The 18289-nt window shown below is 66.2% G+C and carries 19 protein-coding genes; 18 read left to right on the top strand and 1 reads right to left on the bottom strand.

The features are described from left to right. Positions 1 to 36: 36 nt before the first annotated feature. The 17 genes from thrB to AZG88_RS17680 all read left to right on the top strand — a co-directional run bounded on the left by thrB (position 37) and on the right by AZG88_RS17680 (position 16240). Positions 37 to 981: a homoserine kinase gene (thrB, locus tag AZG88_RS17600; protein WP_061698413.1), complete on the top strand. Its 945-nt coding sequence runs from the start codon at positions 37 to 39 to the stop codon at positions 979 to 981. A gap of 328 nt (positions 982 to 1309) precedes the next feature. Next, positions 1310 to 3397 (top strand): transcription termination factor Rho, encoded by a 2088-nt coding sequence (rho, locus tag AZG88_RS17605; RefSeq protein WP_061698411.1) that lies wholly within the window; start codon positions 1310 to 1312, stop codon positions 3395 to 3397. A 227-nt stretch (positions 3398 to 3624) separates the two neighbouring features. After that, positions 3625 to 3867: a 50S ribosomal protein L31 gene (gene rpmE / locus AZG88_RS17610; RefSeq protein WP_005252948.1), complete on the top strand. Its 243-nt coding sequence runs from the start codon at positions 3625 to 3627 to the stop codon at positions 3865 to 3867. Between the two features lie 92 nt (positions 3868 to 3959). Continuing rightward, a complete protein-coding gene (gene prfA / locus AZG88_RS17615; protein ID WP_005252949.1) occupies positions 3960 to 5039 on the top strand; it encodes a peptide chain release factor 1 in 1080 nt (359 codons plus the stop codon). 53 nt (positions 5040 to 5092) lie between these two features. After that, a complete protein-coding gene (gene prmC, locus AZG88_RS17620) occupies positions 5093 to 6022 on the top strand; it encodes a peptide chain release factor N(5)-glutamine methyltransferase (protein ID WP_025432981.1) in 930 nt (309 codons plus the stop codon). Continuing rightward, on the top strand, positions 6019 to 6675 hold the full coding sequence (locus tag AZG88_RS17625; RefSeq protein WP_061698412.1) for an L-threonylcarbamoyladenylate synthase: 657 nt from the start codon (positions 6019 to 6021) through the stop codon (positions 6673 to 6675). The genes prmC and AZG88_RS17625 overlap by 4 nt, the downstream gene beginning before the upstream one ends. Continuing rightward, a complete protein-coding gene (locus AZG88_RS17630) occupies positions 6672 to 7853 on the top strand; it encodes a glycosyltransferase family 4 protein (RefSeq protein WP_005252952.1) in 1182 nt (393 codons plus the stop codon). The genes AZG88_RS17625 and AZG88_RS17630 overlap by 4 nt, the downstream gene beginning before the upstream one ends. Before the next feature lie 38 nt (positions 7854 to 7891). Next, complete coding sequence (locus AZG88_RS17635) at positions 7892 to 8365, top strand: hypothetical protein (protein WP_007300049.1); 474 nt, start codon at positions 7892 to 7894, stop codon at positions 8363 to 8365. A gap of 327 nt (positions 8366 to 8692) precedes the next feature. Continuing rightward, positions 8693 to 9475, top strand: coding sequence for a F0F1 ATP synthase subunit A (atpB, locus tag AZG88_RS17640; RefSeq protein WP_009474169.1), 783 nt, complete (start codon positions 8693 to 8695; stop codon positions 9473 to 9475). An 85-nt stretch (positions 9476 to 9560) separates the two neighbouring features. Continuing rightward, positions 9561 to 9806 carry an ATP synthase F0 subunit C gene (locus AZG88_RS17645; RefSeq protein ID WP_005252955.1) on the top strand — a complete coding sequence of 82 codons (246 nt, stop codon included), beginning with the start codon at positions 9561 to 9563 and terminating at the stop codon, positions 9804 to 9806. 7 nt (positions 9807 to 9813) lie between these two features. Then, positions 9814 to 10371, top strand: a complete 558-nt coding sequence (locus AZG88_RS17650) for a F0F1 ATP synthase subunit B (RefSeq protein WP_005252956.1) — start codon at positions 9814 to 9816, stop codon at positions 10369 to 10371. A 5-nt stretch (positions 10372 to 10376) separates the two neighbouring features. Beyond that, complete coding sequence (locus AZG88_RS17655; protein WP_179443395.1) at positions 10377 to 11204, top strand: F0F1 ATP synthase subunit delta; 828 nt, start codon at positions 10377 to 10379, stop codon at positions 11202 to 11204. A 62-nt stretch (positions 11205 to 11266) separates the two neighbouring features. Next, positions 11267 to 12910, top strand: a complete 1644-nt coding sequence (gene atpA / locus AZG88_RS17660; RefSeq protein ID WP_005252958.1) for a F0F1 ATP synthase subunit alpha — start codon at positions 11267 to 11269, stop codon at positions 12908 to 12910. Between the two features lie 48 nt (positions 12911 to 12958). Then, positions 12959 to 13939 (top strand): F0F1 ATP synthase subunit gamma, encoded by a 981-nt coding sequence (locus AZG88_RS17665; protein ID WP_005252959.1) that lies wholly within the window; start codon positions 12959 to 12961, stop codon positions 13937 to 13939. A 3-nt stretch (positions 13940 to 13942) separates the two neighbouring features. Further along, positions 13943 to 15394 (top strand): F0F1 ATP synthase subunit beta, encoded by a 1452-nt coding sequence (gene atpD, locus AZG88_RS17670; protein ID WP_005252960.1) that lies wholly within the window; start codon positions 13943 to 13945, stop codon positions 15392 to 15394. Positions 15395 to 15400: 6 nt separating this feature from the next. After that, positions 15401 to 15769 carry a F0F1 ATP synthase subunit epsilon gene (locus AZG88_RS17675; protein WP_005252961.1) on the top strand — a complete coding sequence of 123 codons (369 nt, stop codon included), beginning with the start codon at positions 15401 to 15403 and terminating at the stop codon, positions 15767 to 15769. A 48-nt stretch (positions 15770 to 15817) separates the two neighbouring features. Beyond that, positions 15818 to 16240: a DUF2550 domain-containing protein gene (locus AZG88_RS17680; RefSeq protein WP_005571048.1), complete on the top strand. Its 423-nt coding sequence runs from the start codon at positions 15818 to 15820 to the stop codon at positions 16238 to 16240. On the opposite strand, the gene AZG88_RS17685 is transcribed toward AZG88_RS17680, so the two are convergent. Further along, positions 16241 to 16816 carry a cob(I)yrinic acid a,c-diamide adenosyltransferase gene (locus AZG88_RS17685; protein ID WP_005252963.1) on the bottom strand — a complete coding sequence of 192 codons (576 nt, stop codon included), beginning with the start codon at positions 16814 to 16816 and terminating at the stop codon, positions 16241 to 16243. It lies immediately after the preceding gene. 54 nt (positions 16817 to 16870) lie between these two features. Between AZG88_RS17685 and murA the strand changes: the two genes are divergently transcribed. Then, on the top strand, positions 16871 to 18145 hold the full coding sequence (murA, locus tag AZG88_RS17690; RefSeq protein WP_005252964.1) for a UDP-N-acetylglucosamine 1-carboxyvinyltransferase: 1275 nt from the start codon (positions 16871 to 16873) through the stop codon (positions 18143 to 18145). Positions 18146 to 18289 lie beyond the last annotated feature (144 nt).

Raw genomic sequence — 18289 nt, forward strand, 5'->3', positions numbered from 1 at the left:
CCCACGCCCACCACGCCGCAGGACCACACCGCTGCCATGACACAGACCCTCCCCACGGGCCTCACCGTGACCGCCCGCGTGCCTGCGTCGAGCGCCAACCTCGGCCCGGGCTTCGACACGCTGGGCATCGCGCTCGGGCTGTACGACGAGATCACCGTGACCACCACGGGTTCGGGGCTGAAGATCCGGGTCGAGGGCGAGGGTGCCGACGACGTGCCGTGGGGTCCGTCCCATCTCGTGGTCCGGGCCATCGAACGTGGCCTGGAATCGGCGGGCGTGTGGGCTGACGGCCTGGATGTGGTGTGCCGCAACGCGATACCCCATTCGCGGGGCCTGGGTTCGTCGGCCTCCGCCGTCGTCGGGGGGCTGGCGGCCGCCAACGGCCTGGCGATCAAGCTCGACCCCGAACTCGGGCTGTCGCTCGATCAGCTCGTCCAGCTGTCGTCCGAATTCGAAGGACACCCCGACAACGCGTCGGCGAGCGTGCTCGGCGGCGCCGTCGTGTCGTGGAGTTGCGCGGGCGACCAGACCGACGGAGCGCCCGCGGCCACCGACATCTACTCGGCCGTCGCGCTGAAGGTTCATCCCGCGATCCGCGTCGTCGCGCTCGTGCCGGGGGAGCGCTCGTCGACCGCCCACACGCGGGGTCTGTTGCCCGAGACGGTTCCCCACCGGGACGCAGCGTTCAACGTGAGCCGCGGGGCCCTCGCTGTGGTGGCGCTCACAGAGCGTCCCGACCTTCTGATGGCGGCCACCGAGGACCGGCTGCACCAGACGCAGCGCGCTCCGGCGCTTCCGCTCACGACGCGATGGATCGCCGTCCTCCGGAAGGCGGGTATCGCCGCCACCGTCTCGGGAGCCGGACCGACCGTTCTCGCATTGACCACGGAGCCTTTCCCCGTGGATCTTCGAGCACAGGCCGAGGCCGAGGGGTTGCAGGTTCTCGAACTGGACGTGGCGGACGGCGTCCGGACCAGCTGACACGCCGTAGGGGCGTCTCCTTGCCCCTACGGTCGTTCACAGCTATCCTGGGCAATGTCCGTACATCGTGCGCATCAGACGCCGGTGCTTCACCAGGGCAATTACTCCAGGTCAATCGGGGTTGACGGCTCCTGGCACGATCCTCCGCACTATCTGTCGTGTAGGGATTGCGAGTACGCGCCTGTTTCAAAGGTGATGTGATGGCGGGCAAGCCGGCAGTTCTTCACATGCAACTACGTACGGCACATCCGAATTCGGTATTCGAAACCGAATTACGGGACGAACCCTCGACTCTGCGCAGCGCGAGTGAGGGAAGGAAAGGACCTCCGTGACCGATACGGACCTCATCGCCGCTCCTGTGCGCGCCTCCTCGGTGGATACCGTTGGCGCGCAGGCAGGCGACTCTTCACAGGCGTCATCGACCGCACCCGGCACCGGTGCCGTGACAGCCTCCACCAAGCGCGCCGAGGCGCGCCGGGGTGCCGGGCTGTCCGGAATGGTGCTCACCGAGCTCCGCACTCTCGCAGGTGAGCTGGGCATCAAGGGCATCTCGGGGATGCGCAAGGGCGACCTGATCGCCGCGATCAAGGAGCGTCAGGGCGGCTCGTCCGCCCCGGCCGCTGCCGCGACCGAAGCCGCTCCCCGGACCCGGGCGACCCGCGCGAAGCGCGAACAGTCCGCTCAGACCGAACTCGAAGTGACTCCCCAGGCGGAGACCACCGAGAAGGCCGCCGAGCCCAAGACGGCCGAACCCGCGACAGGCGACGGCGCAGCCGCCGACACCGACACCGCCGAAGGCGGCCGTCGCGGGCGTCAGCGTCGCGGATCCGCGCGTCGGGCAGGCGCACCCGAGCAGGGTGACCAGGGCGGCAACGCTCAGGACGCCACCGCCTCGGCGAATGCCACCGACACGCAGCAGGCCGAGCGCAAGCAGGCCGACGACCGTCAGGATTCGGCCGAGAAGCCGGCCAAGCAGGACGGCTCCGGCGAACAGGGCGGCGACCGCAGCCGACGCGAGCGGGGCGGCGACCGCGGTGATCGTGGTGACACCCGCGGTGACCGCGGCGAACGCGGTGACCGGGGCGATCGCGACAACCGCGGCGACCGCAGCCAGGGCAACAACGGCCCGCGCAACAATGACAACCGCCCGGGCGACGACGAGGAAGGCGGTCGCGGACGCCGCGGACGTCGCTTCCGCGAACGTCGTCGTGGACGCGACCGCGGCGAAGGCGGCGGCGGCGACGCCCGCGAGACCGAGATCCGCGAGGACGACGTCCTGCAGCCGGTCGCCGGCATCCTGGACGTCCTCGACAACTACGCGTTCGTGCGGACCTCCGGCTACCTGGCCGGACCGAACGACGTCTACGTGTCGATGAACCTGATCCGCAAGAACGGCCTCCGCCGCGGCGACGCCATCACCGGCGCCGTCCGGGTCGGACGCGAAGGCGAGCAGGGCAACCAGCGCCAGAAGTTCAACCCGTTGGTCCGCATCGACACCGTCAACGGTGGCGACGTGGAAGCGGCCAAGAAGCGCCCCGAGTTCGGCAAGCTCACCCCGCTGTACCCGAATCAGCGGCTGCGTCTGGAGACGACGCCGAACATCTTGACGACCCGTGTCATCGACCTGGTGATGCCGATCGGCAAGGGACAGCGTGCGCTGATCGTGAGCCCGCCGAAGGCCGGTAAGACCAGCGTTCTGCAGGCCATCGCCAACGCCATCGCGACCAACAACCCCGAGTGCTACCTCATGGTCGTGCTGGTCGACGAGCGTCCCGAAGAGGTCACCGACATGCAGCGTTCGGTGAAGGGCGAGGTCATCTCCTCGACCTTCGACCGCCCGCCGGGAGACCACACCTCGGTCGCCGAGCTGGCCATCGAGCGTGCGAAGCGTCTCGTGGAGGCGGGTAAGGACGTCGTCGTCCTCCTCGACTCGATCACCCGCCTCGGCCGTGCGTACAACAACTCGTCGCCTGCCTCGGGACGCATCCTCTCCGGTGGTGTCGACTCGACCGCGCTCTACCCGCCGAAGCGTTTCCTCGGTGCTGCGCGCAACATCGAGAACGGCGGTTCGCTCACGATCATCGCGACGGCCATGGTCGAGACCGGTTCCACCGGCGACACCGTGATCTTCGAGGAGTTCAAGGGCACCGGTAACGCCGAGCTGAAGCTCGACCGCAAGATCGCGGAACGTCGTGTGTTCCCGGCTGTGGACGTGAACCCCTCGGGTACGCGTAAGGACGAGCTGCTGCTCAGCCCGGACGAGGCCGCGGTGCTGCACAAGCTCCGGCGTGTGCTCTCGGGTCTCGACTCGCACCAGGCCATCGATCTGCTGATCGACCGCCTCAAGAAGAGCAAGAGCAACATCGAATTCCTCATGCAGGTGTCGAAGACTGCTCCGGGCGCGATCGACGACTGATCTCGACCCGAAGCGGGGCCCGGCGACTTTCGGTCGCCGGGCCCCGCTGTTTTCCCCTCGGGAACCACCGTGGAACAAAACGCGGACCACCCGCGTTGACCACACCGCAAGCACAAATGCCGATTGGGATCGTGAACCTGCGATCTGGCATACTGAGCGGCTGAGTCCGGTTCCGGTTCACGTCTTCGAACGGCGAAGGCGACCCGGCGACCATTGAAAGGGACACCATGAAGTCAGGCATTCACCCCAACTACGTGGCCACCACCGTGGTCTGCGGTTGCGGAAACACCTTCGAGACCCACAGCACCAAGGAGACCGGGCGTATCAACGTCGAGGTCTGCTCGCAGTGCCACCCGTTCTACACCGGCAAGCAGAAGATCCTCGACACCGGTGGACGTGTCGCCCGCTTCGAGGCTCGCTACGGCAAGCGCGCCGGCAAGGGCGCAGCCAAGGAATCTGCAGAGTCCTAGCTGTTCCGCCGACGCCCGTCCTGCGATAATTGCAGGCCGGGCGTCGGCTTTTTTGTGCCTATTTCCGAAAGAAACGCAGAGCGGAGCGAATCATGGCAGGGACCACCCAGCCGTCGGCCATCGACGACATCCTGGCCGAACATGCCGGCCTGGAGCAGCAGTTGGCGGACCCGGCCCTGCACAACGACGCTTCCGCGGCCCGCAAGGCGGGCAAGCGATTCGCCGAGCTCGCGCCGATCATGGCGACATATACCAGGCTCAAGTCGGCGCAGGACGATCTGGATGCCGCGCGCGAGCTCGCCGCCGACGACTCCAGCTTCGCTGCCGAGGTGCCCGAACTCGAGGCGCAGGTCCTGGAACTCGACAAGACCCTCACCGACCTTCTGGCCCCCCGCGACCCGCACGACGGTGACGACGTGGTGCTCGAGGTGAAGTCGGGGGAGGGTGGCGAGGAATCCGCGCTGTTCGCCTCCGATCTGGCCCGGATGTACGTCCGGTACGCCGAGCGGCACGGCTGGCGTGTCGAGATCCTCGACGCGACCGTGTCCGATCTGGGCGGATACAAGGACGCGACGCTGTCGATCAAGTCGAAGGGCGATGTGCGTGACGGGGTCTGGGCGCGACTGAAGTTCGAGGGCGGGGTCCACCGCGTGCAGCGCGTGCCCGTCACGGAATCGCAGGGACGCGTCCACACGTCCGCCGCCGGTGTCCTCATCTACCCGGAACCGGAAGAAGTCGAGGAGGTGCAGATCGACGAAACCGATCTGCGCATCGACGTCTACCGCTCCTCGGGCAAGGGTGGTCAGGGTGTCAACACCACCGACTCCGCGGTCCGGATCACGCACCTGCCCACCGGAATCGTCGTGACCTGCCAGAACGAGCGCTCACAGCTGCAGAACAAGGCCCGCGCCATGCAGGTGCTCGCCGCGCGGCTGCAGGCCGCCGCCGAGGAAGCCGCGGATGCGGAGGCGTCGGCGGGCCGGCAGAGCCAGGTGCGCACCGTCGACCGTTCGGAGCGCATCCGCACCTACAACTTCCCGGAGAACCGCATCACCGATCACCGGATCGGTTTCAAGTCCCACAACCTGGACGCGGTCCTGGACGGCGAACTCGACGCCCTGCTGGACGCCCTGGGCAAGTCGGACCGCGAGGCGAGGCTCGCCGCGGAGTAACCGCGAAGCGGGACCGCGCCACCGGACGGCGAGCCGCGTGGCAGTCTGTACCTGTGAGTCGCCTTCCTCTTCGCCTGGCCCTGATCGACGCAACCGCGCAACTCGACGAGGCCGGGGTGCGTAGCTCCCGTGCGGATGCCGAACTGCTCGCGGCCCACCTGCTGGGGGTGGAGCGGACCCGGCTCGGCCTCGTCCCGCTGGTCGACGAGTCGGTGATCGACGCCTACAAGAAGATGGTCGACCAGCGCGCCAAGCGGATTCCGTTGCAGTACATCCTCGGTACCGCCGCGATGGGGGACATCGACATCGAGGTCGGCCCCGGGGTCTTCGTGCCGCGTCCCGAGACGGAACTGCTGCTCGGGTGGGCGCTCGCGTTTCTCGGAAGCTGTGATCAGCATCCGCCGGTGGTCCTCGACCTGTGCACCGGGTCGGGCGCACTCGCGCTCGCCATCGCCAACGCCCGCCCCGACGCCGTCGTGCACGCCGTCGAACTCGAACCGCACGCTCTCGCGTGGGCCCGGCGCAACGCCGACGCCCGCGAACAGGCAGGTGACGCACCGATCCGGCTGTATCAGGGCGACGTGACCGATCGGACGTTGCTGGCCGGGCTCGAAGGCGGCGTCGACCTGATCGTGTCGAACCCGCCGTACATCCCGGAGGGCGTCGAGCTCGAACCCGAGGTCGCCGACCACGATCCGCACAGCGCGCTGTTCGCCGGACCGGACGGTCTGTCCGTCATCAAGCCGATGATCTCGAACGTCGCGCGCTGGTTGCGCATCGGGGGAGCGGTCGGCATCGAGCACGACGACTCCAACGGCTCCGATGTGGCGGCACTGTTCGCGTCCCGCCGGGTGTTCGGCGAGGTCGCGGAGCACCCGGACCTCGCCGGCAAGCCGCGCTTCGTGGTCGCCCGGCGCGTCGCCACGGATATCGAGGCGCAGCGTGCAGGGGCCGTCGCCGAGGGTGAAAGAATGGGCGGGTGAGTACCGTTTACGACTGTGGCCTTCCCGATTCACGCTCCGCCGGAATGAGTGCGGCCAAGAATGCGCTGAAGGCCGGACGGCTCGTCGTGCTCCCCACGGACACGCTGTACGGAATCGGCGCGGACGCATTCGACAGCGAGGCTGTCGCCGCCCTCCTGCGGGCCAAGGGTCGCGGACGCGACATGCCGGTTCCCGTGCTCGTCGGCTCGTGGAACACGATCGACGGCCTGGTGTACAGCGTCCGCCCGCAGACGCGCGACCTGATCCGGGCGTTCTGGCCCGGCGGGCTGAGTCTCGTTGTGGAACAAGCGCCTTCGCTGGCGTGGGACCTCGGCGACACCCGGGGGACGGTCATGCTGCGCATGCCGCTGCACCCGGTCGCCCTCGAACTGCTGCGTGAAGTCGGACCGCTGGCGGTGTCGAGCGCGAACGTCTCCGGGCGACCGCCCGCCACGACGGTCGAAGATGCGCGCGAGCAACTCGGCGGATCGGCAAGCGTGTACCTCGACGGCGGTCGGGCGGAGCAGGGGCAGGCATCGACGATCGTCGACCTCACCGGCGCGACCCCCCGGATCCTGCGTGAAGGTGCCGTGCCCACCGGCGATGTCGCCGACGTGCTCGGAGTGACGGCGGAGAGTCTGTCCGCCCAGTGAGTGCTGCCGAATCGGCCGGCGTGGCGCTGGCCCAAGCAGGTGGGGGCGCGGGTGTCCCGCTGCGTGAACTCCTGCTCGTCCTCTTCACCGCTGCGGTGGTCACCTACCTGGCCACCGGGGCCGTGCGGCTGTTCGCGCTCCGCTTCGGGGCGGTGGCGGTGCCGCGGGACCGCGACGTCCACGTGACCCCGACGCCCCGCCTCGGTGGGGTCGGCATGTATCTCGGCATGCTCGTGGCGTTATTGTTCGCGCAGCAGCTACCCGCCCTGACCAGGGGATTCGAGTTCACCTCCGACATTCCCGCGGCCCTGGTCTCGGGGTTCGTGATCGTGCTGGTGGGGGTGGTCGACGACCGGTGGGGCCTGGACGCGCTCACCAAGTTCGTCGGCCAGGTCACCGCGGCGGGGATCCTCGTCGTGATGGGGGTGAGCTGGTTCATCATCTACATGCCGTTCGGGGACGGCAGCACCGTCATTCTCGACCAGCTCCAGGCCGGTCTCGTCACGGTGGGTGTCGCGGTCGTGATGGTGAACGCCATGAACTTCGTCGACGGCCTCGACGGTCTCGCGGCGGGCCTCGGGCTGATCTCCTCGCTCGCGATCTGCGTGTTCTCGGTGGGGCTTCTGCACGATCAGGGTGGCGACGTCAGCGCGTATCCGCCCGCGCTGATCGCCGCGGCGCTGGCGGGTGCGTGTCTCGGATTCCTTCCGCACAACTTCCAGCCCGCCAAGATCTTCATGGGCGACTCCGGCTCCATGCTGATCGGCCTGATGCTCGCGGCCATCTCCACCAGCGCGTCCGGCCGCATCCCGCTGACCGCGTACGGCACCCGCGACCTGCTCGGACTTCTCTCTCCGCTGCTCCTCGTCGGTGCCGTCATGTTCATCCCGATCCTCGACCTGCTGCTCGCTGTCGTCCGGCGGACCCGCGCGGGGGTGAGCCCGTTCAGTCCCGACAAGATGCACCTCCATCACCGGCTCCTCCAGATCGGGCACTCGCACCGTCGCGTCGTGCTGCTCATCTACTTGTGGGTCGGTGTCCTGGCGTTCGGTGCGGTCGGGTCGGCCCTGTTCGACCGTCGCGTCGTCGTCCTCCTGGTTGCGGGGGGCCTCGTCTTCGCGCTGGTCGTCACGGCCGTCCCGTCGATTCGCGGACAGCAGCACGACCGTCGCGGCTGACCGGAGGGTTGCGGCGGACCGGCGAAGATCCACTACCCTTGGCGACCGTGACGTTCACCCCCGCCTCCGCCCCTGATCACACCGCGTCGTTGCGGGCTGCCGTCCGCTACGGAGTTCTCGGTCTGATCGTGCTGGCAGTGGTCGGTTCGATCATCGCCTTTCTCGTCGCGGGCAAGCCCGGTCTGTACGGCGCACTTCTCGGTGCCGCAGTCGGGGGAGGGTTCATCCTGTGCACCGCGCTGGGTGTGCTGTTCACCGCGAAACTTCCGGCCTTGACGGCGGGAGCGGTACTGCTCGGTACGTGGTTGTTGAAGATGATCCTCGCGATCACGGTCCTGGCGATCCTCAAACCGCTCGACTTCTACGACAAGACGGCATTGGTGCTGGTCATGGTGCTGTCGCTGGTGATCGTGCTGGGAGCGGAAACATTCGGAGTCCTGGGAACCAAGGCGCCGTACGTCGAGCCGACGCCGTCGGACGACGCCGGATCGCCGGAATCGGACGATAAGTAGTACTACGAGATGTAGTAAAATTGAATCGACCCGGACCCCGTCTACACAACGTCGTAGATGACTTGCTAAGGTCTGGGTCAAGCGAGAGCAATGAGAGTGCGAGTAAGTTACTCGCCGGTATTGCATGCTTGTAGGTGGCCGCACTTTCAGGGCCGCCGAGTCGACGAGAGTCGCCGACACCGACAGACGCTGGACTCGAACAGTCCGCAGCAGCTGACGAATACGCGAGTCGAGCTTGTCGACTTGTTTGATCGTCAATGTCCGATCGAACCGCAGTCAACGAAGGCTGCGGACCGACTACGGGAGAGAACGCTGAGCGTCATCAACGTGGCTGCTGGAGAAGAATTCCACGCGCCTTCCCTGAACGACTTCTTCCCGCCCGCGGTCCTGTTCGAAGGGACTCCGTTCGAACTCGACCGCCTGATGCTGGTTCGCATCCTGCTGTCCGGACTGATGATGCTCTTCTTCGTCATCGCGCTGCGCAGCCCGAAGATCATTCCGCGCGGTGTCCAGAACATCGGTGAGATCGCGCTCGACTTCGTCCGGATCAACATCGCGGAAGAGATTCTCGGCAAGGAGCAGGGCAAGCGCTTCCTGCCGGTCATCACCACCATCTTCTTCCTGGTGCTCGCCAGCAACCTCGGCAGCATCATCCCCTTCATCAACATCTCGCCGAACGCGCGTATCGGCATGCCGCTCGTGCTCGCCGCCCTCGCGTACATCGTGTTCAACTACGTCGGCATCAAGAAGTACGGCTTCTTCAAGTACGTGAAGAGCAGCATCGTGGTTCCCGGTGTTCCGCTTCCGCTGCACTTCCTGCTCGTGCCGATCGAGTTCATCTCGACGTTCGTCCTCCGGCCGTTCACGCTCATGGTTCGTCTCATGGCCAACATGCTGGCCGGCCACATCCTGCTGGTGCTGTTCTTCAGCGCCACCCAGTACTTCTTCTTCGTCTCCGGTGGCTTCCAGGCCGTGTTCGGTGTGGCTTCGCTTGCCGCCGGCATTGCATTCACCTTCTTCGAACTGCTGGTGATCTTCCTGCAGGCCTACGTCTTCGCGCTGCTCACGTCGGTGTACATCGATCTGGCGCTGCACGCGGATTCGCACTAGCACCACAAATTTCACGACCAGCTACACCAAGAACTGAGCCTCCCGCCGAATCCGGCGGAGGTCAACAGAAAGGGAACGGAACACCATGAGCCTCGCCTACCTCGCTCAGGAAGCTGTCCAGGAAACCAACTCGACGGGTTTCGGAGCCATCGGCTACGGCCTCGCCGCGATCGGCCCCGGCATCGGCGTGGGCATCGTCGTCGGTAAGGCGATCGAGGGAATGGTTCGCCAGCCCGAGATGGCCGGACAGGTTCGTACCACGATGTTCCTCGGTATCGCCTTCACCGAAGCCCTCGCGCTGATCGGCCTCGTCGCCGGCTTCATTTTCTAAGACCGTCATGGCAGCCAACATCGCAGTCCTCGCGCAGGAAGAGAGTCACAACCCTCTCCTGCCCGAGACGTATGACATCGTTTGGTCGATCGTCTGCCTGGTCATCGTTGGTTTCGTCTTCTGGAAGTACGTCCTTCCGATGTTCCAGAAGGTCCTTGCCGAGCGAACCGAGCAGATCGACGGCGGCATCAAGCGGGCCGAAGAGGCCCAGGCCGAAGCGAAGGCGGCGCTCGAGCAGTACCGCGCTCAGCTCGCCGAAGCTCGCACCGAGGCTGCGCAGATCCGTGAGGACGCGCGCACCCAGGGGCAGCAGATCATCGCCGAAATGAAGGCACAGGCTCAGGAAGAAAGCGACCGCATCGTGGCGGCCGGCAACAACCAGTTGGTTGCCCAGCGTCAGCAGATCGTTGCCGAACTGCGTGCCGATCTCGGCCGCACCGCGGTCGACCTCGCTGAGAAGGTCATCGGTGAGTCCCTCGCCGACGACGTCAAGCGGGCCGGCACGGTCGATCGATTCCTGAACGAGCTCGACTCCATCGGCGCAAATTCCGCAGCAGGGAAGTGAGCACCATGTACGCAGCGAGCCGTGAGGCCTTGACGCAGACCCGTGCTGCGTTGTCTTCGGCCTTGGGATCCGTCTCTGCCGGAGCAGCCACAGCGGCCGCGGCCCAGATCGGGGCCGAGCTGTTCTCGGTCGTCGAGATCCTGGACGAGCAGCGCACTCTCCGGAGTGCCCTGTCGGACACCTCGACGCCCGGGAACGTTCGCGAAGGTCTGGCCGAGCAGGTATTCGGCGGCAAGGTCTCGGCCGAGACCCTCGCCGTCCTGAAGGCGGCGGTGGGCCAGGACTGGTCCGTCACCTCCGACCTGCTCAACTCGCTGGTGCTCGTCGGTCGGGAATCGCTGCTGAAGGCAGCGGCCGATCAGGGACAGCTCGACGCTGTCGAGGACGAGCTCTTCCGCCTCGGCCGCATCGTTGCCGGTGACCCCAAGCTCGAGCAGTCACTGTCCGACCGTTCCGTGCCGGCGAAGAGAAAGCGTGAACTGCTCTCCAAGCTGCTGTACGGCAAGGTCACCGCTGTCGCCGAGGCGCTGGCGACCCAGGCAGTGGGCCGGTTGAAGAACTCCGCACCCGCGGACGCCTTCGACGAACTGTCGAATCTGGCAGCAGCACAGCGGGAAGCAGTTGTCGCCAAGGTGCGCAGCGCTGCTCCGCTGTCCAGTGAGCAGTCGGATCGGCTGACCGCCACCCTCACCCGTACCTACGGGAAGCCGGTGACGGTTCACGTGGAGGTCGATCCTGAACTCCTCAGCGGCTTGGTCGTCCGGGTGGGCGACGAGGTGATCGACGGCAGCGGCGCGGGACGTCTCGCAGCGTTGCGGAAGTCCCTCAAGTAGTCCGCAACCGAACCCCATACCCCAGATCTTTTCGAAGACCAGACACCGAGAGCAGGAAAAACATGGCGGAGCTGACGATCTCCTCCGACGAGATCCGTAGTGCGATCGAGAACTACACCGCGAGCTACTCCCCGGAGGCCTCCCGCGAAGAGGTCGGCCTTGTGACCGACACCAGCGACGGCATCGCGCACGTCAGTGGCCTGCCTTCGGCGATGGCCAACGAACTGCTGGAGTTCCCCGGCGGAATTCTGGGTGTCGCGCTCAACCTGGATGCCACCGAGATCGGTGCCGTCATCCTGGGCGATTACGAGAACATCCAGGAAGGCCAGGAAGTCAAGCGGACCGGCGACGTGCTGTCGGTACCCGTCGGCGACGCCTTCCTCGGCCGCGTCATCAACCCGCTCGGCCAGCCGATCGACGGCCTGGGCGAGATCGAGAGCAACGAGACCCGCGCCCTCGAACTGCAGGCTGCCTCGGTGCTCGAGCGTCAGCCCGTCGAGGAGCCGCTGCAGACCGGCATCAAGGCCATCGACGCGATGACCCCGATCGGCCGCGGACAGCGCCAGCTCGTCATCGGCGACCGTAAGACGGGCAAGACCGCCGTCTGCATCGACGCGATCCTGAACCAGAAGGCCAACTGGGAGACCGGCGACGAGAAGCAGCAGGTTCGCTGCATCTACGTCGCGATCGGCCAGAAGGGCTCCACCATCGCGGGTGTCAAGGCTGCCCTCGAGGAGCAGGGCGCGATGGAGTACACCACCATCGTCGCCGCCCCGGCCTCCGACTCCGCCGGTTTCAAGTGGCTCGCGCCCTACACCGGCTCCGCCATCGGCCAGCACTGGATGTACCAGGGCAAGCACGTCCTGGTCGTGTTCGACGACCTGACCAAGCAGGCCGAGGCGTACCGCGCCATCTCGCTGCTGCTGCGTCGCCCGCCGGGACGTGAGGCATACCCCGGTGACGTCTTCTACCTGCACTCCCGCCTGCTGGAGCGTTCGGCCAAGCTGTCCGACGCCCTGGGTGGAGGCTCGCTGACCGCGCTGCCGATCATCGAGACCAAGGCCAACGACGTCTCGGCCTACATCCCGACCAACGTCATCTCCATCACCGACGGTCAGGTGTTCCTCGAGTCGGACCTGTTCAACAAGGGTGTCCGTCCCGCCATCAACGTCGGTATCTCGGTTTCCCGAGTCGGTGGCGCCGCGCAGACCAAGGGCATGAAGAAGGTCTCCGGTTCGCTGCGTCTGGAACTGGCTCAGTTCCGTGAGCTCGAAGCGTTCTCCGCTTTCGCTTCCGACCTGGACGCCGCCTCGAAGGCACAGCTCGAGCGTGGTGCCCGCCTGGTGGAGCTGCTCAAGCAGGATCAGTACAGCCCGATCCCCGTCGAGGACCAGATCGTGTCGATCTACCTCGCCGGCGAAGGTGTCTTCGACAGCGTGCCCGTCGGTGACGTCCGCCGCTTCGAGGCCGAGCTGCTCGACGAGCTGCACCGCACCGCCTCCGGCGTGTACGAGAGCATCAAGGGCGGCAAGGCCCTCGACGCCGACAACGCCAAGGCGCTGGTCGAGGCCACCGACAAGTTCAAGGAAACCTTCATCGCATCCGACGGAAGCCGGGTCGTGAACGAGGCCGAGGCTGAAGCTCTGGACGCCGGCGAGGTCGGCCACGAGCAGATCAACGTCAAGCGCACCACCGTCAGCAAGTGAGCGGCCTGCCCATGATGCTGCGAAACATGAAGGGAGAGTGATCGATCGATGGCAAGCATTCTCGAACTGAGGTCTCGCATCAAGTCGGTCAACTCGACCAAGAAGATCACCAAGGCCCAGGAACTGATCGCGACCTCGCGCATCACGAAGGCACAGTCTCGCGTCGCCGCGGCGAAGCCGTACGCCGAGGAGATCACGAAGGTTCTGTCGGAGCTGGCGAGCGCGTCGGCTTCGCTGGACCACCCGTTGCTGAACGAGCGCACCGATCCCAAGCGTGCCGCGGTTCTGGTCGTCACCAGCGACCGCGGTATGTGCGGCGGATACAACTCCAACGTCCTCAAGGAGGCCGAGGAGCTGTTCCAGCTGTTGCGCAGCGAGGGCAAGGATCCGGTCATCTACGTGCTCGGATCCAAGGGTCTGGGGTACTACACGTTCCGTGGCCGCGACTTGGGAGGTGCGTGGACCGGGTTCTCCCAGGATCCGGGCTACTCCGACGCTGCCAAGGCGAGCCGGCACCTGGTCGACCTGTTCATGGCCGGATCCGGCTCGGAGGTCCCCGCGCCGAACGGCGAGGGCACCATCGAAGGCGTCGACGAACTCCACATCGTCTACACCCGCTTCGTGTCGATGCTGACCCAGTCTCCCGAGGTCCGCCGGATGGCTCCCCTCGAGGTGATGGTCTCCGAGGAGCACGTCGAACTCGGCGAAGACATGCTGTCGAACGGTCACGGCTCCAGCGACTCGGAACCGGTCGCCGGATACAACTTCGAGCCGGAACCCGACAAGTTGCTCGGCGCCCTGCTGCCGAAGTACATCAGCACCCGCATCTACTCCTCGCTGCTGGATGCTGCGGCGTCGGAGTCGGCTGCCCGTCGTACCGCCATGAAGGCCGCGACGGACAACGCAAACGAACTGGTGAACACGTTGAGCCGTCAGGCAAACCAGGCTCGCCAGGCCCAGATCACCCAGGAAATCAGCGAGATCGTCGGCGGCGCGAATGCGCTTGCCTCGAGCGCAGGAAGTGACTAAGCAATGACCGCAGCAGTAACCGAAAACAACGGGGCAGGCTCGGGTTCGTCCGTCGCCGGCCGCGTCGTGCGGGTCATCGGTCCCGTCGTGGACGTTGAATTCCCGCGTGGCGCTATTCCTGAACTGTTCAACGCCCTGCACGCCGAGATCACGCTCCCCTCGGTCGCCAAGACGCTGACCCTCGAGGTCGCACAGCACCTCGGCGACAACCTGGTGCGCACTGTCTCGATGCAGCCCACCGACGGCCTGATCCGCGGCACCTCGGTGTCCGACACGGGCAAGCCGATCTCGGTTCCCGTCGGTGACGTCGTCAAGGGCCACGTGTTCAACGCACTGGGCGACTGCCTCGACGCTCCCGGAACGGGTCGCGACGGCGAGCAGTGGGGCATCCACCGCAAGCCACCGGCCTTCGACCAGCTCGAGGGCAAGACGGAGATCCTCGAGACCGGCATCAAGGTCATCGACCTCCTCACCCCGTACGTCAAGGGTGGAAAGATCGGTCTGTTCGGTGGTGCCGGTGTCGGCAAGACCGTTCTGATCCAGGAAATGATCACCCGTATCGCCCGCGAGTTCTCCGGAACCTCGGTGTTCGCAGGCGTCGGTGAGCGCACCCGTGAGGGCACCGACCTTCACCTCGAGATGGAAGAGATGGGCGTCCTCCAGGACACCGCCCTCGTCTTCGGCCAGATGGACGAGCCGCCGGGAACGCGTATGCGCGTCGCCCTGTCCGCGCTGACCATGGCGGAGTACTTCCGCGATGTCCAGGGCCAGGACGTGCTGCTGTTCATCGACAACATCTTCCGTTTCACCCAGGCCGGTTCCGAGGTGTCGACCCTGCTCGGTCGTATGCCTTCGGCCGTGGGTTACCAGCCGACCCTGGCTGACGAGATGGGTGAGCTGCAGGAGCGCATCACCTCGACGCGAGGCCGCTCCATCACCTCGCTGCAGGCGATCTATGTGCCCGCCGACGACTACACCGACCCGGCGCCGGCCACGACGTTCGCGCACCTCGATGCCACCACCGAGCTGTCGCGTCCGATCTCGCAGATGGGTATCTACCCCGCTGTGGACCCGCTGACCTCCACCTCCCGCATCCTGGAGCCCGGCATCGTCGGTGCCGAGCACTTCCGGGTTGCCAACGAGGTCAAGCGCATCCTGCAGAAGTACAAGGAACTGCAGGACATCATCGCCATCCTCGGTATGGACGAGCTGCAGGAAGAGGACAAGGTGCTCGTCGGCCGTGCCCGCCGTCTGCAGAAGTTCCTCGGCCAGAACTTCATCGTCGCCGAGAAGTTCACCGGTGAGCCCGGCTCCGTGGTGCCGCTCCGCGACACCATCGAGGCGTTCGACCGCATCTGCAAGGGCGAGTTCGATCACCTGCCCGAGCAGGCGTTCAACAGCTGTGGTGGACTCGACGACGTCGAGGCTGCAGCCAAGAAGATCGCCGGGAAGTAGTCGACGATGGCTGAGATGACCGTGGAACTCGTCGCCGTGGAGCGACGGTTGTGGTCTGGTTCGGCGACTCTCGTCAGCGCACAGACGACCGAGGGCGAGATCGGTGTCATGCCTGGGCATGAGCCGGTTCTCGGACAGCTGGTCGAGGCCGGAGTGGTTGCGATCACGACGGCCGACGGTGAGCGTATCGTCGCTGCTGTGCACGGCGGGTTCCTGTCCGTGACCGCGAAGACAGTCACGATCCTCGCCGAGTCAGCCGACTTGGCCGAGGACATCGATGTGGAAGCGGCCAAGGCCGTGCTCGCAGAGAGTGGAGACGATCTCGAGGCGATTGCTGTCGCCAAGGGTCGGATCCGCGCTGTAGAGCGCGCTTAGGCTGCACGAGAAAGACCGCGACGGAGCCGACGAACAGTGACAATCGGAATGACTGTGTTGATCATTCTGGTTGTGCTGCTCGCGGCCTTCGTCGCGGTCTTTTTGTATCGGCTTGCAGTACTGCGCCGCGGCGGCACCGCGGCGATCCTCCGGGTGACGCCTGCCCCCGGGGACACCGGGTGGCGCCACGGCGTCATCCGCTACGGCGAGGGTTCCCTCGTCTTTTTCAAACTGTCGAGTTTGCGTCCCGGCCCTGATTCGCGCATCGACCGCCAGGGCATCGAAGTCGCAGGTCGTCGCAGCCCGGAGGGCTCCGAATTCGACATCATGTCCGAGGAAATCATCATCCTGTCGGTCAAGGACCGCGGTAGCTCGTACGAGATCGCATTGGACGGGGGAGCATTGACGGCGTTCCTCTCCTGGGTCGAATCACGACCGTCCGGCCGATCGGTTCGCGGTCGCCGACTCTGATCAGGACTGTCCGGCCCCGGGCTTCCAGAGCACGTCGCCCTCAGGGTTCGCGAGCCTGCTGACGATGAACAGCAGATCCGACAGTCGGTTGAGGTATTTCGCCGGCAGTGCGTTGGTGGTCTCCGGATTCGCGTCGACGGCTGCCCACGCAGACCGCTCGGCCCGCCGGGTCACGGTCCGCGCCACGTGCAGCAGAGCTCCCAGTGCCGTGCCGCCGGGGAGAATGAAGGAGTTCAGCGGCGCCAGGCGTTCGTTCAGTTCGTCGCACCAGCCCTCGAGACGGTCGATGTACTCGTCGGAGATCCGCAGCGGCGGGTACTTCGGTTCGGCCTCCACCGGGGTGGAGAGGTCGGCGCCGGCGTCGAACAGGTCGTTCTGGATCTGCCGCAGGATCGACCGGATCTCCTCGGGCGGGTCGCCCAATGCCACCGCGACCCCGATCGACGCGTTCGCCTCGTCGCAGTCGGCATAGGCGATCAGCCGCGGATCGTTCTTCGACACACGGGAGAAATCGCTGAGTCCGGTGGTCCCGTCGTCGCCGGTCCGGGTATAGATCTTGGTGAGGTGTACGGCCATAGCGTTACGGTACCGGCCTCCGGGGTCGGCATCCCTGGCTCTAGGCTGTGTTCTGTGAGCGAACGCTTCCTTGTCACCGGCGGTAACCGCCTCGTAGGTGAAGTGTCTGTCGGGGGCGCGAAGAACAGCGTTCTCAAGCTGATGGCGGCAGCGCTGTTGGCTGAGGGCACCACAACTGTCACCAACTGCCCGGACATCCTGGATGTCCCCTTGATGGCCGACGTCCTGCGCGGCCTCGGCTGCGAGGTGGACCTCGACGATTCCATCGTCCGGATCACCACACCCGCCGAGCCCAAACACCACGCCGATTTCGCGGCGGTACGTCAGTTCCGCGCGTCGGTCTGTGTGCTCGGACCGCTGGTCGCGCGGTGCCGGCGCGCGGTGGTCGCGCTACCGGGTGGTGATGCCATCGGTTCGCGGCCCCTCGACATGCACCAGTCGGGGCTGCGGTTGCTCGGCGCCCACAGCACGATCGAGCACGGCTGCGTGGTTGCGCAGGCCGACGACCTGCACGGTGCGAACATCCGGCTCGCGTTCCCGTCGGTGGGGGCGACCGAGAACATCTTGATGGCCGCCGTACTCGCCAAGGGCGAGACGGTGATCGACAACGCAGCGCGCGAACCCGAGATCGTCGACCTGTGCAACATGCTGATCCAGATGGGCGCGAAGATCCGGGGTGCCGGCACGTCCACGCTGACGATCCAGGGCGTCCCTAAACTCGAGCCAACCACCCACCGGGTGATCGGCGATCGGATCGTCGCAGCGACGTGGGGGATCGCCGCATCGATGACCCGTGGCGACGTGCGCGTTCGCGGAGTCAACCCGAAGCATCTCGGCCTGGTGCTCGACAAGCTGCGGGTCGCCGGAGCCGACGTCACGGCCGAGGCCGACGGATTCCGGGTGGTCCAGGAAGCACGGCCCACGGCCGTCAACTTCGCGACCCTGCCCTATCCGGGGTTCCCCACCGACCTCCAGCCGATGGCCATCGGTCTCGCCGCGGTCGCGGAGGGAACGTCGATGATCACGGAGAACGTCTTCGAGGCGCGGTTCCGTTTCGTCGAGGAGATGATCCGGTTGGGTGCCGATGCGCGGACGGACGGTCATCACGCTGTGATCCGGGGAATCGCGCAGTTGTCGAGCGCGCCGGTGTGGTCCTCGGACATCCGGGCCGGCGCCGGCCTGGTGCTGGCGGGGCTCGTCGCCGACGGGCTGACTGAAGTCCACGACGTCTTCCACATCGACCGGGGCTATCCCCGTTTCGTCGAGATCCTCCAGGAACTCGGTGGCCGGATCGAAAGGGTGGACGCAGATCCCGGTTCTCAGCGGTGAGTCCGGCGTCACAGCGGCCCGTGTGAGCGGCCGGGCGCTGGTTCGGTTCCGGCGCACCGGCTCTGACCAGCAGAATCCGAATCGACGAACACCGTGACCTGGCGATTTGGCAAGCAGTTTCCCGTCGCGTAACTTATTCCAGGT

The sequence above is a fragment of the Rhodococcus sp. LB1 genome (assembly GCF_001583455.1).
Lineage (GTDB): Bacteria > Actinomycetota > Actinomycetes > Mycobacteriales > Mycobacteriaceae > Rhodococcus_F > Rhodococcus_F opacus.

Excerpts from the sequence above, each read along its gene's own strand:
- AZG88_RS17650 (WP_005252956.1), top strand. The coding sequence starts at position 9,814 with ATGGCAGCCAACATCGCAGTCCTCGCGCAGGAAGAGAGTCACAACCCT.
- thrB (WP_061698413.1), top strand. The coding sequence starts at position 37 with ATGACACAGACCCTCCCCACGGGCCTCACCGTGACCGCCCGCGTGCCT.
- atpD (WP_005252960.1), top strand. The coding sequence starts at position 13,943 with ATGACCGCAGCAGTAACCGAAAACAACGGGGCAGGCTCGGGTTCGTCC.
- AZG88_RS17645 (WP_005252955.1), top strand. The coding sequence starts at position 9,561 with ATGAGCCTCGCCTACCTCGCTCAGGAAGCTGTCCAGGAAACCAACTCG.
- AZG88_RS17685 (WP_005252963.1), bottom strand. The coding sequence starts at position 16,816 with ATGGCCGTACACCTCACCAAGATCTATACCCGGACCGGCGACGACGGG.
- rpmE (WP_005252948.1), top strand. The coding sequence starts at position 3,625 with ATGAAGTCAGGCATTCACCCCAACTACGTGGCCACCACCGTGGTCTGC.
- atpA (WP_005252958.1), top strand. The coding sequence starts at position 11,267 with ATGGCGGAGCTGACGATCTCCTCCGACGAGATCCGTAGTGCGATCGAG.
- AZG88_RS17665 (WP_005252959.1), top strand. The coding sequence starts at position 12,959 with ATGGCAAGCATTCTCGAACTGAGGTCTCGCATCAAGTCGGTCAACTCG.
- AZG88_RS17675 (WP_005252961.1), top strand. The coding sequence starts at position 15,401 with ATGGCTGAGATGACCGTGGAACTCGTCGCCGTGGAGCGACGGTTGTGG.
- AZG88_RS17680 (WP_005571048.1), top strand. The coding sequence starts at position 15,818 with ATGACTGTGTTGATCATTCTGGTTGTGCTGCTCGCGGCCTTCGTCGCG.
- prfA (WP_005252949.1), top strand. The coding sequence starts at position 3,960 with ATGGCAGGGACCACCCAGCCGTCGGCCATCGACGACATCCTGGCCGAA.
- AZG88_RS17655 (WP_179443395.1), top strand. The coding sequence starts at position 10,377 with ATGTACGCAGCGAGCCGTGAGGCCTTGACGCAGACCCGTGCTGCGTTG.